15 protein-coding genes are annotated in these 13934 nt (G+C 40.0%); all 15 read right to left on the bottom strand.

The genetic code is table 11. The annotated features are described in order from the left end of the window. Positions 1-16: 16 nt before the first annotated feature. Entirely contained in the window at positions 17-817 is an 801-nt protein-coding gene (locus tag HMPREF1521_RS01395) for a class I SAM-dependent methyltransferase (protein ID WP_038114929.1), read from the bottom strand. A gap of 244 nt (positions 818-1061) precedes the next feature. Further along, on the bottom strand, positions 1062-2372 hold the full coding sequence (miaB, locus tag HMPREF1521_RS01390) for a tRNA (N6-isopentenyl adenosine(37)-C2)-methylthiotransferase MiaB (protein ID WP_038114927.1): 1311 nt from the start codon (positions 2370-2372) through the stop codon (positions 1062-1064). 8 nt (positions 2373-2380) lie between these two features. Further along, entirely contained in the window at positions 2381-3259 is an 879-nt protein-coding gene (locus HMPREF1521_RS01385) for an Asp23/Gls24 family envelope stress response protein (RefSeq protein ID WP_038114925.1), read from the bottom strand. A 15-nt stretch (positions 3260-3274) separates the two neighbouring features. Continuing rightward, positions 3275-4102 carry a PHP domain-containing protein gene (locus tag HMPREF1521_RS01380; protein WP_038114923.1) on the bottom strand — a complete coding sequence of 276 codons (828 nt, stop codon included), beginning with the start codon at positions 4100-4102 and terminating at the stop codon, positions 3275-3277. 115 nt (positions 4103-4217) lie between these two features. Continuing rightward, a complete protein-coding gene (locus tag HMPREF1521_RS01375) occupies positions 4218-5936 on the bottom strand; it encodes a proline--tRNA ligase (protein WP_038114921.1) in 1719 nt (572 codons plus the stop codon). A gap of 2 nt (positions 5937-5938) precedes the next feature. Next, on the bottom strand, positions 5939-7015 hold the full coding sequence (gene ispG / locus HMPREF1521_RS01370; RefSeq protein WP_038114918.1) for a flavodoxin-dependent (E)-4-hydroxy-3-methylbut-2-enyl-diphosphate synthase: 1077 nt from the start codon (positions 7013-7015) through the stop codon (positions 5939-5941). Between the two features lie 18 nt (positions 7016-7033). Further along, positions 7034-8050, bottom strand: a complete 1017-nt coding sequence (gene rseP, locus HMPREF1521_RS01365; protein WP_038114916.1) for an RIP metalloprotease RseP — start codon at positions 8048-8050, stop codon at positions 7034-7036. 8 nt (positions 8051-8058) lie between these two features. Next, complete coding sequence (locus tag HMPREF1521_RS01360) at positions 8059-9204, bottom strand: 1-deoxy-D-xylulose-5-phosphate reductoisomerase (RefSeq protein WP_038114913.1); 1146 nt, start codon at positions 9202-9204, stop codon at positions 8059-8061. Positions 9205-9223: 19 nt separating this feature from the next. After that, on the bottom strand, positions 9224-10045 hold the full coding sequence (locus HMPREF1521_RS01355; RefSeq protein ID WP_038114910.1) for a phosphatidate cytidylyltransferase: 822 nt from the start codon (positions 10043-10045) through the stop codon (positions 9224-9226). Positions 10046-10047: 2 nt separating this feature from the next. After that, on the bottom strand, positions 10048-10809 hold the full coding sequence (locus HMPREF1521_RS01350; RefSeq protein ID WP_038114909.1) for an isoprenyl transferase: 762 nt from the start codon (positions 10807-10809) through the stop codon (positions 10048-10050). Then, positions 10790-11014, bottom strand: a complete 225-nt coding sequence (locus HMPREF1521_RS01345) for a hypothetical protein (protein WP_232203159.1) — start codon at positions 11012-11014, stop codon at positions 10790-10792. The genes HMPREF1521_RS01350 and HMPREF1521_RS01345 overlap by 20 nt, the downstream gene beginning before the upstream one ends. A gap of 26 nt (positions 11015-11040) precedes the next feature. Next, on the bottom strand, positions 11041-11601 hold the full coding sequence (gene frr, locus HMPREF1521_RS01340) for a ribosome recycling factor (RefSeq protein ID WP_038114903.1): 561 nt from the start codon (positions 11599-11601) through the stop codon (positions 11041-11043). 5 nt (positions 11602-11606) lie between these two features. After that, the gene (pyrH, locus tag HMPREF1521_RS01335; RefSeq protein WP_038114901.1) at positions 11607-12332 is read right to left on the bottom strand and encodes a UMP kinase; all 726 of its coding nucleotides are present in this window, start codon (positions 12330-12332) and stop codon (positions 11607-11609) included. A gap of 62 nt (positions 12333-12394) precedes the next feature. Beyond that, positions 12395-13075 carry a translation elongation factor Ts gene (tsf, locus tag HMPREF1521_RS01330; RefSeq protein WP_038114899.1) on the bottom strand — a complete coding sequence of 227 codons (681 nt, stop codon included), beginning with the start codon at positions 13073-13075 and terminating at the stop codon, positions 12395-12397. Between the two features lie 99 nt (positions 13076-13174). Beyond that, entirely contained in the window at positions 13175-13927 is a 753-nt protein-coding gene (gene rpsB, locus HMPREF1521_RS01325) for a 30S ribosomal protein S2 (RefSeq protein WP_038114897.1), read from the bottom strand. Positions 13928-13934 lie beyond the last annotated feature (7 nt).

The following is a 13934-nucleotide window of genomic DNA, read 5'->3' as shown; positions in this document are numbered from 1 at the left end:
TATATTATGAGTCATATCATATATTCCGCTTATATTCATATATACCCAATCGATTGTTAACTAAATAAATAATCGGATACAACAATTTATAGACTACAGGAGCCAATGACAACATGCTTCCCGTAAAGTTAATCAGTCCGGTCTGTTTAAGTTTAGGATTCATGTCCATAATTTCATGACCATCTTTTGTGCCCCATTGGAATGAAACATCCATCTTACTGAGCATATCATGCTGTTTTGTGCGTTTTGCCACGTAAGGAGAAATCATATCAAGATATAACGTGAATTCTTCAAAAGAATCCGTCAGTAATCCTAAGAACTGCTTCATTTCATCCAGTGTAAGATACATGACCACGCCTTCACTCACAAACAGCAATTTACGACCGTTTGTTTCAATTTGAGCAGTCCATGAATCTTCAGTTATGGAGCCCACCAGATTATGTACACGATCATGCGGTACAAAGAAATGTGTACGCGCCTCAATCACTCCGGCAAAATCAATATTATACCAATCAATATAACCGTTGTCGACTCGATAAAACATTGTGTCTAAACCGGCACCTAAAGATACGACAATACAATCTGGATATATAGATATAAACTTTCGTATCTCCTCATCGATTACTTTCGCCCGTCCTAAAATTCCGTAATAGGACATCTTTACATCTTTAAATTGACTGAAATCATAATCGATTTGTTTTATAATATCCCATGATTTTTTATCCTTTAATACGGATTGTTCTGACTCGTAATCTTTCGCTCGCGCATATAAAGTTAATAAGGCCGTTTCACCTACAGCGTTTAAATCCAATTTCATAGTTACACCTTCTTTATAGAAAATAAGAAATCTAAATGGTGTTCATACCTATGAAAGTCATCAATATACAACTTTTATATTATTCTATTATTATAACACACATATTTTCTAATCATCATCTGTCATACAATAAAAAAGAGAACACCTCCACCATATGCAGTACACGCTAAACTTAAACCAGATAGATCTAACTTTAGAAATTACATAATAATGGTGTGTTCTCTTTAACGCTTTAATTCATGTATTATAAAATGCTTCCGTAGCAAACCCATGTTTGAGCTTTATCAATATGAGCTGAAACGGTATCACCGATTTTCAAAGATTCATCTTTTGGAAAGAGAACCATTTTATTACCTGATGTACGTCCGAACCACATGGATTCATCCTTTGCACTAGGACCTTCTACAATGATATCAAATACCTTGCCTTCCATTTCTTTATTTAACTCCAGAGAAATTTCATTCTGTATATCCATCAATTTTTGTAGACGTACGCGTTTCACTTCTTCCGGTATCTGTTCATCCATGGTCGCTGCAGGCGTACCGGAACGTTTTGAGTATATAAATGTATACGCCATATCATAACGGATATCCTGTAATAATTCTAGCGTTTGTTCAAAATCCTCATCGGTTTCACCCGGAAAGCCTACAATAATATCGGTAGTGACTACGATATCTCTAATTTTCTCTCTGCAGTATTGTAAAAGCTCTTTATAATGCTCAACCGTGTAATGACGATTCATTTTCTGCAAAATCCGATTGGAACCGGATTGAATCGGTAGATGTAGATGTGTTACCACATTACTCGAACGGCCAAGCGCATCAATCATAGATTTCGTCATATCCTGAGGGTGGCTCGTCATATAACGAACACGCTCAATGCCAGGAATACCGTCTAACGCATCTATGAGTGTTCCGAAATCAGTACCGTCTTTAAAGTCCAAACCGTAGGAATTCACATTTTGCCCGAGTAATGTTATCTCTTTGAATCCTTTTTGTCCTAACTCCGTCACTTCTTTTACGATTGCAGATACGGGACGACTGATTTCTCGACCTCTGACATGAGGCACAATACAATATGTACAAAATTTATTGCACCCGTTCATTATAGGAACCCAGGCAAAAAATATACCGTTAGGTTTAGCTTGTAACTCCGGCAACACCGTATTATCCATATCAACATTGATTTGATGCGCATGAGTGCGCTCCACTTCGGCAATCATTTCATTAATATGGCGAATATTATGTGTCCCCAGTACGATGTCAATATGCGGCGCCCGTTTAAACATATCCGCCTGATTTTTCTGGGACATACATCCGGTAATAGCGATTATTAAATCTTTATTTTTCGCTTTTAAATGCTTTAATTCACCGATACGACCGTACACCTTCGTTTCGGCAGTCTCCCGAACCGCACAGGTATTCAATATAATCAAATCCGCCTGTTCCACATCATCAGTAGGAATATAGCCTACTGACTCCAACTGATGTGCCAGCCGCTCCGAATCCGCCGTATTCATTTGACAACCGTAAGTATAAATATAGTATGACTTCATTCCAACTCCTACATATGTTTTATAATTTTCCGTTTTGTTTCTACAATATTCTTCACTTTGATGGACATTCGCTCGATAGACATACCGGTAATATATTCAATCTCATTACGTACGGACTTTTGCACCTGTTGCATCAAATTCTTGACGGGATACCCGTGTTCAATGACAACGGCCATATCCAAAATGAGTCCGTTTTGTCCTTTTTTACTCTTCTTAAAAGAAATATCACTGGATTCGTCTACACCGGCAACTTTTTTTAAACCGTTACGAATCAACTTGATAATCACATCGTCATCGAATGTTAAGCGCCCGTAATAACTGAAAGCAGGACGTACAACAGATCGTTCAAAGCCTTCAGACCCGATTTGTCCCAATGTATCCTGATCCTGTTTTTTCAATGTTCGACGGCGCCACATCGTCTTAATCGGATCGATAAGATACCCTTTAAAATGAGGTTTAAGCTCCATCGTCGGAACGGGAATAATATGCTTGCCTTCCTTTAAACGCGCATGTTGAGCGCGCTCTATTTCCTTCGGTGTCGCCACATCTTCAATGCGTATATAACGGTCCGGTTCCTGTAATCCCAAGGCCTTCGTTATTTTTTTCACCATATTATCCGATGTGCCGATAATCATTAATTTATTCGGATTGATTTTATCCAGTTGATCACGAACCGACTTCACCTGCACAGGATCCTGAAATATAGCGCGTCGTACCGCTTTCAGACGGCTTGATTCCTTTTTAGCTGAAAAACCTGCCACAATTTTATTATCATGAATTAAAATACCATCATCGATGATGCATTCTATTTTATTTTCATGAGCTAGAACAAGTGCACGATGACTTTTGCCTGTCCCGCTGCTGCCAACAAATGCAATGACTTCCATACTTTACCTCGGTATTTATAATAAATCTATAAATTTGGACACACTTTCACTATCGACTACAAAATCACCTAATCTTGCAGGAGGTTTACCTTGAATGCCATGATAATCCGATCCGCCTGTAATAAATAGATGGCGTTCCATTGCTAAAGCCTTATATTTCGATTCATCCGTACTATCGTGCTTAGAATGGTATGCCTCAATACCGTCAAAATCAAACTCTAACATCTCTACAACATAATCATCGTTACGGATTAACTTAGGATGAGCCATAACAGCTAAGCCCCCTGCTGTGTGAATGATATCGATAATCTTTGGAACTTCAATCTTAACCTTAGGTATATAGCAGGGACTGTCCTTATGTAAAACGGTGGAAAAGACTTCGTTAATATCCTTTGCATACCCATTATCGATGAGTAGTTGACCTATATGAGGTCGCCCATATGCCCGAGCATGAGGAAATGTATTTTCAAGCATGTCCATCGTAATACGATAACCTGCCTCGTTACAGCGTTGAATCATCTTTGCAACGCGCGAAGCTCTTTCAGCCTTGACATAATTGATGAATTGCATAAGTTTTTCATCAGTCTCATCAAAACGATATCCTAAAATATGAATATCTTTACCTTTATAATTACCGCTAAACTCACAGCCTGTAATAATCTTTATAGATTGTGCAAAATCCCATTTTTTCTGAGCATCACGCAGCATCATAATTCCATCTATTTCATCATGATCTGTTAAGGATATCATCGACAGATTAGAGGCTAAACTATGACGAAATAAAGATTCAGGAGATTCAACCCCATCCGAAAATGTGGAATGCATATGAAAATCAACTAACATACATGCCTCCCATTATAATTACCTTATTAATTAATTATGACTGATTCCTATAATTAATTCAAGAAGAGGAAAAAATTGCGATTCCGATGAATATTCATCGAAATCGCAATCTTAATTATAAATTTTGCAGTAATTCGGTCACCTTAGATGTAACCATATCTATAGCACAAGTGATGGTCTCCCCCGACTTGCGAATTTGAATTTCCACTTCATCATGTTCTACGGTGCTCTTACTTACCGTAATACGCAATGGATAACCGATGAGGTCCGCATCTTTAAACTTGACACCGGCCCGATCCTTTCGATCATCTAATAATACATCTACATCGGCCTGTTGCAAAGAATCATAAATTCTCTGACTTGCCTCCATCAAAACCGAGTCCTTCGCATTAATAGGCACGATAACGGTTTCAAACGGTGCAATGGCACGCGGCCAGATAATACCGTTTTCATCATGATATTGTTCTATAGCCGCCGCCAATGTGCGGGATACCCCGATACCATAACAGCCCATAACCATCGGATTTGGTCGACCGTTTTGATCCAGGAATGTAGCTTGCAACGCTTCGGAATACTTTGTACCTAACTTAAAAACTTGTCCTACTTCAATACCTTTAGCATGTTCCAAAGTACCGCCGCAACAAGGGCATACATCATCGTCTGTAATCAGACGAATTGGAGCGATGATGATATCATCCACATCAAAATCCCGTTTTGGATTGATATTGATATAATGTGCATCCTTTATATTAGCGCCACCACACACATTATATGTTTCCATAACGGACTCATCAACAACGATAGCGAAATCATCTGATTGATGTAATCCTACAGGACTTATAAAGCCGGCCGTCAAACCTACTTTTTCAAGTTCTTCCGGCGTAGCCATTTCCGGTTCCACCGTGCCGAGCACAGCATGTTGAACCGCAATTTCATTAACCTCATGATCGCCTCGAACGATAGCCAGAACAACCTTTTCGTCAATTGAAAATACAACGGCTTTAATTGTTTTCTCCAATGGCAGGTTAAGCATATCTGCAACAGCTTCAATAGTACTAGCATGAGGAGTATCCACAATTTCGAGATTCTTATATACTTCTTCATCCTGCTTCATAACACCAGGTCTACCGATTTCTATGTTGGCCGCATAGTCACAAGCTGTACAATACACGATGTCCGCTTCACCGGCATCGGCAATAGCCATAAATTCATGAGTCCCGCTACCGCCGATAGCACCAGAATCCGCCTCAACCGGACGGAACGTAAGACCGCAGCGGTTAAAAATGTTCATGTATGCGTCATACATGGATTTATAGGATTCATCGAGACCTTTTTCATCTATATCAAAGGAGTAAGCATCCTTCATAATAAATTCGCGACTGCGCATCAAACCATATCTGGGACGACGTTCATCACGGAACTTACTTTGAATCTGATATAAATTTACAGGTAATTGACGATATGAGTTAATTTCGTTTTTTACTAAGGTCGTAATCATTTCTTCATGAGTCGGTCCCAAGCAATATTCATTTTCATGGCGATCATGGATGCGCATCATTTCCGCACCATATGCCTTCCATCGACCGGAATCTTTCCAAATCTCAGCCGGCTGTAAAATAGGCATCATAATTTCCTGTGCGTTAGCACGGTCCATTTCTTCTCTTACAATAGCTTCGATTTTTTTTATACTTCTCCACCCTAATGGCAAAAAGCTATATAAACCGCTGGCCGTTTTCCGAATAAAGCCCGCTCTCAACATTAACTGTTGACTCACCACGTCTGCATCAGCCGGAACTTCACGTAATGTAGGCGCATACAATTTACTGGCTAACATAATTACTCCTCATCCAATAATTCTAAATATTGATCGATTTCTCTAAATAATGTATCTACAAGTTCAGATTCAGGCACAGTTTTAATAACCTCGCCTTTTCTAAAGACAATTCCTTGTCCGTTACCGCCGGCGATACCGAAGTCAGCCTCACGTGCTTCCCCGGGACCATTTACAACACAGCCCATGACAGCCACCTTAATAGGTGCCTTAATAGACGCTAAGCGTTCCTCCACAATCCCGGCCATATCGAACAGATTTACCTGACATCGTCCACAGGTAGGACAGGAAATCATGGTAGCCCCGAAGTTTCGCAGACCTAGATTACTTAAAATACTTCGGCCTACTTCAATTTCATGAATCGGATCTCCCGTAAGTGAAACCCTCAATGTATCTCCGATACCATCCAATAATAAAGCCCCGATTCCCATAGCGGATTTAATGGTACCCTGTTTTATCGTTCCAGCCTCCGTAACACCTAAATGCAATGGATAGGGGATCTTATCAGATAATTTACGATATGCCTCAACCATAAGAGGCACCTCGGTTGCCTTTATAGATAATTTCATCTGACGATAATCGAGTTTTTCAAGAATACGAACATGCTCCAATGCGGTGTCCACCATTCCGTCTGCCGTAGGATGCCCGCCATGAGCATCAAGAATATGTTTTGGCAGTGAACCCGCATTGACACCTATTCGAATCGGAATCTGCTTTGGTTTTGCTTTTTCTATAACCGCCAATACCTTATCTTCACCGCCAATATTCCCGGGATTGATACGCAAACCATCGACATTATTATCAATAGCTTCCAGAGCTAATCTATAATCAAAATGAATATCTGCAATCAAGGGGATAGAAATACCCGCACGAACAGCCTTAATCGCCTTTGCGGAAGCCATTGTAGGTACTGCGACACGTACCAACTCACAACCAGCTTCAGCCAGATGATTGATTTCCGCAATGGCTTTTTCCATATGTACAGGATCCGTAGTAATCATTGACTGAATACTAATCGGTGCGTAATCCCCGATTTTTACTGTACCTACATAGATACCGTTTGTAGGTTTACGAATAATCATTATAATCTCCTAATTGTATTATAGTAAACGGAAAATATCCTGAGTCGTCACATATAGGAATAATGTTACCAATAAAGCGATGCCAACCATTTGAATGTACATAAGCGCTTTAGCCGGTAACTTACGCCCCGTAATGGCCTCCACTATAATAATAATCAAATGTCCGCCATCAAGAACCGGTAACGGCAATAAATTGATGACACCTAAATTAATGCTGAGGAATGCGGCAAATGCTAAAAGCGGTGCAAATCCGGATTGAGCTACCGTTCCTGCCATTTGTGAAATACCTACAGGACCTGATAACTCAGCGGCCTGTGTACCGCGAATCATCTCGTATAATCCCTGTATCATAGCTGTTATGGTTTTACCTGTATCGGTTACAGCCTTTGTGAAAGCTTCACCTACACCGTATTGCTCGCTGGTAAAGCTAGGATAAATACCAATCTTTACTGATCCCTGCTCCATTTTAGGAATAACAGTCGTTTCGATGCTTTCACCATTACGATTTACCACAACAGGAACACCATGATTAGCGGTCCCCATTAAGCTAGGACGAATTTCTTCCCATTTAGTAATCGGCTTACCGTCAATGGTTATAATGCGATCGTTAGCCTTTAAATCAGCCTGCTCTGCAGCACTGCCGGAAATAACATTCCCAATAACCGGTTCATCACTATAGGTCATATTGCCTACCGATAAATTTAAACCAAAGAAAATAACGATAGCCAACAAAAAATTAAATACTGCGCCGGCGGAAATTACGATAAACTTCTTCCATGCCGGCTTTGTATAAAATGAACGTTCATGGAGTTCCTCCTCCGGACTCATACCGGAGATACGATTAAATCCACCCAATGGAATAATGCGAATGGAATACAAGGTTTCCCCCTTTTTCACCTTCGCTATAGCCGGTCCAAAACCGATAGCAAATTCATCGACTTGCATACCCGACATCTTGGCCGTAATAAAATGGCCTAATTCATGAATAAATACGATTAAGCCAAATACAAAAATCGTGGCTAATGCCGTTGTCATATATACTCCTATGGCATCAATGATATGGCCTTTTCTCTGGCCCATCGATCGATGGCTAATAAATTATCTAATGTAAAAATATCTTCTCTCCCCATAGAATCAAGAACAGCTGTAACAACCTTATAAATATCGCCAAAGGCGATTTTATCATCTAAAAATGCATAAACAGCCGTTTCATTTGCCGCATTAAATACGGCCGGTTTAAAGCCTCCCGCACGACCTACCTCATAAGCAAGTCGTAATGCAGGAAAATCATCATATCGAGGCGGCAAAAATTCTAATTGTAACGCCTTTGAAAAGTCCAAATGAGTCATAGATAAATGCTCACGTTTCGGGTACGTCAAAGCATACTGGATAGGTTCACGCATATCGGGATTCCCCAATTGTGCCAAAATAGCCCCATCCTTCATACGAATCATGGAGTGGACAATACTCTGCGGGTGAACTACCACATCAATATGGTCAAAATCAAAATCAAAAAGCCAGTGAGCCTCTATAACTTCTAGGCCTTTATTAAATAATGATGCCGAATCAATGGTAATTTTATTCCCCATATTCCAAGTGGGATGACGTAAACAGTCCGCTGCTGTAGCAGATTGTATAGACGCGGAATCCCAGGTTCGTAACGGACCGCCTGATGCAGTTACAATTAGTGAATCCACATTACTGCGGTCCTGTCCTTCTAAACATTGAAATATGGCGCTATGCTCACTGTCAATCGGCAAAATCTGAACATTATGCGCTTTAGCTAAGGATGTAATAAGTGGGCCACCGGCCACGAGGGTTTCCTTATTGGCAAGGCCTATTGTCTTGCCTTTCTTTATAGCTTCAACAGTCGGTTCGATGCCGGCAGCACCTACAATAGCCGTCACCACCATAGATGCTTCTTGAATAGTGGCCGCCGCAATAAGAGCCTCTTTACCGCCAATTAATCTGGTAGATCCGGTATAACGTTTTTTCAGTTCTTCAAATGCTATTTCATCGACAATCCCTGCTATTAACGGCTCAAATTCTTTGATTTGTTTCTCTAAAAGATCGATATTATGATGCGCCACTAATGCGACAACCTTAAATTGATCCGGATGCTGAGAGACCACATCCAATGTTTGTGTACCTATGGAACCGGTACTTCCTATAATACTAAGATATTTCATGAAAGGAATCCCCTAATGTCTATGAAAGCATCAATACGTAAATAAGTATCGCCGGAGCTGTAAACAGCAGACTATCAAAGCGATCCAATACGCCGCCATGCCCCGGTAACAAAGTTCCGGAATCTTTCACATTACATAAACGCTTTAATTTTGATTCAAATAAATCACCTAAAGGTGCCAAAATACCGCAAATCATCCCTACGTGAATACCGAACCAAAAGGGAATTCCCACAATATAGGAGAAAACAGCACCTGTGATGATACATCCGATAAATCCACCGATAAAACCTTCTAAAGTCTTATTTGGACTGATAGTCGGAACTATTTTATGCTTACCAAAAGCGCGCCCTGCAAAATAAGCAAATGTATCGCTGGCCCAAGTAGTGAATAACAAAAACCACAATGTAATGACGCCCCAATTATACAGTTCAAAAGGCATAGGTAATAACATGTATACCGAGTCATGGCGAATAATTAGTAACGACGCCATGCCGATTACTACATAGAGTAGACCGAAGACGCTGTACGATACGCTCGACATGTTATATTTACTTTCACCGAAGGTACACAACATATAATTAGCGAATAACCCTAACACAATTATGGCACCTGCCAATACATACATCTGTATAGCCAATGAAATCATGATCAATAGCACACTCGCGTATCCCCATATGATAGACATACGCACATGTTTAGCTTTACCTAGCAAGACAAATTCACGCCACCCCAAAAGTGCCAATATCGTGATAAGTGTATCATAAACAGAGCCTCCTATTGTAATGGCCCCAAGAGCAATGATAAACCCTATAACAGCAGTTATAACGCGTGTTTTTAACATTTTTATTCCTCATATAAGCCGCCAAATCGGCGTTCCCGTTTCTGATACGCAATTACAGCTTCAATCAATGTATCCTTTGTAAAATCAGGCCAATGTAAATCTGTAAACCAGAACTCCGCATAGGCAATCTGCCATAAGAGAAAATTGCTGATCCTAAAATCACCGCTAGGACGAATCAGAAGATCCACATCGCTGAACTCTTTCGTAAACAAATGTTCACTGACATAATTCTCTGTAATATCATCAATACGAATGGAACCATTAGCAACGGATTCGGAAATATCACATATGGTTCTCACTATTTCATCACGTCCACCATAATTAATTGCCAACTGCAAGGTTAGACCTGTATTATTCTTCGTTAATTGTTCTGCATCCTCAATAATGGATTGTAATTCTTGTGAAAGTCCGCCTATAAACCCGATAAATCGGATACGGACATTATGCTCATGCATATATTTCACGTTTTTATTTAAATATTCTTTTATCAAAGACATTAAAAGAGAAACTTCCTGTTCAGGCCGTTTCCAGTTCTCCGTAGAAAAACCGTATACGGTAAGCGCCTTAATGCCCAGTTCATCAGCAGCGATAACAATTTGCTTTAATACATCGGCACCCGCCTTATGTCCCATAGAACGTGGCATACCTCTACGTTTCGCCCAACGGCCGTTTCCGTCCATAATAATAGCAACATGTTTCGGTATAGCATTATTATCAATGTCAGATGTGGAAGGCTGATTACGGTTAAATATTTTCTTTAGCATAGTCTACCTCGATAGAACGTCCAAAGTCGGAAGCAATCATTGGTCTATACACTAATACATGTAAACACTCATCAACTTCGGTAATACGTGCTACATACAATCCTTCATTAGCGATTTCAAAATATCGGTTGAAGGATGCTCCAATCATCACCTTAAAAGGAATATGGGCAGCCTGCAAACGAGATTTTGCAAGCTGCCATGGCATTCCAATAAGAGTATTAGAACTGCACATTATACTTCTAATACATCCTTTTCTTTTACTGCTTTTAATTCATCAATCTGTTTGATTTTAGAATCCGTTAGTTTTTGAATCTGATCTAATCCGTCTTTAACATCATCTTCGGTAATCGTTTTAGCTTTTTCTTCCTTTTTCAAAGCATCATTTACATCACGACGAATATTGCGAATCGAGATTTTAGCATCTTCCGCTTTTTTATGAACCACCTTGACGATTTCTTTACGGCGTTCCTCTGTTAATTGTGGAATAGTCAAACGAATTTGAGCCCCGTCATTACCAGGATTCAAGCCGAGGTCAGATTGTAATATAGCTTTCTCAATAGCACCAATCATAGTTTTATCCCATGGAGCGATAACAATCATACGCGGTTCCGGTACGGAAATATTTGCAACTTGATTGATTGGAGTCTGACTGCCGTAATAATCGACCATAACTTTATCAAGTAAAGCTACACTAGCACGACCCGTACGAATCGATGCAAATTCATGCTTTAAAGCCTCAATGGACTTTGTCATGCGCTCTTCTTGCTGTTGTAGTAACTCTTTAATTTCCATCTGAATCATTCTCCTCGAACTATGGTCCCGATTTCTTCACCCTTAGCGGCTTTAGTAATATTACCAGGAATATCCATGCTAAATACGATAATAGGAATATTATTATCTTTACATAATGTAGTAGATGTAGCGTCCATAACTTTTAATTCTTTCGTAATAATATCGTTATATGTAAGCTCATCAAATTTTACGGCATTAGGATTTGTCTTAGGATCGGAATCATATACACCGTCAGCAAATTTTTTTGCCATCAAAATAGCATCCGCTTCAATTTCTGCGGCACGTAAAGCAGCCGTAGTATCAGTCGAAAAATATGGTTTACCAAGTCCCGCACCGAAGATGACAATGCGTTTTTTCTCTAAATGACGAATCGCACGTCGACGAATATACGGTTCGGCAATTTCCTGCATTTCGATAGCCGTTTGAACACGTGTATCAACCCCGGCCTGCTCTAATGCATCTTGTAATGCCAAAGAGTTCATCACTGTAGCAAGCATACCCATATAATCGGCAGTAGCTCGGTCCATCCCTTGATTGCTTCCCGCCAATCCTCTCCATAGATTACCGCCACCAACAACAATAGCGATTTCTAAATCGGTAGATTTTGCTAAACTGGCGATTTCTTGGGCAAATTTTTCTACCACATCCGGATTAATGCCGAAACCTTGATCTCCGGCTAATGCCTCTCCACTTAACTTCAAAACAACACGCTTAAAGTTTCTCTTTGCCATGTGTATACTCCTCTATTGCAAAATAAGAGAACACTGTACGGTGTTCTCTTATTAAATCTTACTTATTTACCAACAGATGCCATTACTTCAGCTACGAAGTCATCTTGACGTTTTTCAATGCCTTCGCCCAAACCGTAGCGCACAAAACGACGTACGTTGATGTTTTCACCGATTTTTGCAATATTTTCATTAATGATGTCTGTAACGGATTTGTCGCCATCTTTAATAAATGCTTGTTCTAATAGGCAATTTTCTTTATAGAATTTTTCAATACGACCGGCCACCATTTTTTCCAAAACAGCTTCAGGTTTTGGTTTGCGGCCTGCTTTTACGTCTTCTTCAGCTTCTACTTTAGCTTGTTCCAACAATACTTGTTTTTCATGTTCGATTACTTCTGCAGGAACTTCTTCACGGTTCAAGTATGTAGGATTAACAGCAGCGATTTGCATAGCGATATCGCGTGCCAAATTTTGGAAATCATCCGTTTTAGCAACGAAATCAGTTTCGCAGTTAACTTCTACTAATACACCGATACGACCGCCCGCATGAATGTAAGAAGAAACAACGCCTTCTGCGGCAATACGACCAGCTTTTTTAGCTGCCGCAGCCAAACCTTTCTCACGAAGAAGGTCAACCGCTTTATCAATATCACCATCGGTTTCAACCAATGCTTTTTTAGCATCCATCATACCTGCGCCAGTCATGTCGCGCAATTCTTTTACCAAAGCAGCAGTAATTGCCATTATTTTGTTACCTCCTAGTATTAATTAAGGTAAGGATATAGTCCTTACCCTAATTATATATGTTATAGATTTATCTTTCAAATGCCAATCCGACAACGATTAAGCTTTACCGTCACGAACCATTTCAGCGGAATCAGCTACCATGTTATCCAATGCTTCTTCAAAGGACTCGCCTTGACGACCTTCTAGAACAGCATCAGCCATTTTACCAGCCAACAATTTTACAGCGCGAATAGCGTCATCATTTGCCGGAATTGGGAATTCAACTTCGTCCGGATCGCAGTTAGTGTCAACTGTTGCCACAACAGGGATACCCAATTTTTTAGCTTCTGCAATAGCGATTTTTTCTTTTTTAGGATCGACTACGAAAAGCGCACCTGGCATTTTAGGCATATCTTTGATGCCGCCAAGGTATTTTTCCAATTTATCCATTTCATGACGAAGACCGATAACTTCTTTCTTAGGCAATACTTCAAAAGTGCCGTCTTCAGCCATAGCTTCCAATTGTTTCAAACGTTTGATACGTGTTTCAATTGTTTTGAAATTAGTCAACATACCGCCCAACCAACGTTCATTTACGAAGAACATGTTAGCGCGGATAGCTTCTTCTTTAATAGCTTCTTGAGCTTGTTTTTTAGTACCTACGAACAGGATTACTTCACCTTGAGAAGCAACTTCACGTAAGAAACTGTAAGCTTCTTCTACTTTTTTAACTGTTTTAGACAAATCAATGATATAGATACCATTGCGTTCAGTGAAGATGAATTTCGCCATTTTAGGGTTCCATCTTCTAGTCTGATGACCAAAGTGTACACCAGCCTCTAATAATTGTTTCATTGATACTACTGCCATTGTGGCA

Source organism: Veillonella sp. AS16 (assembly GCF_000517785.1).
In the GTDB taxonomy this organism is placed as follows: Bacteria; Bacillota; Negativicutes; order Veillonellales; family Veillonellaceae; genus Veillonella; species Veillonella denticariosi.
The sequence above is the reverse complement of the archived record's forward strand: the minus strand, read 5'-3'. Positions and strand labels throughout refer to the sequence as shown.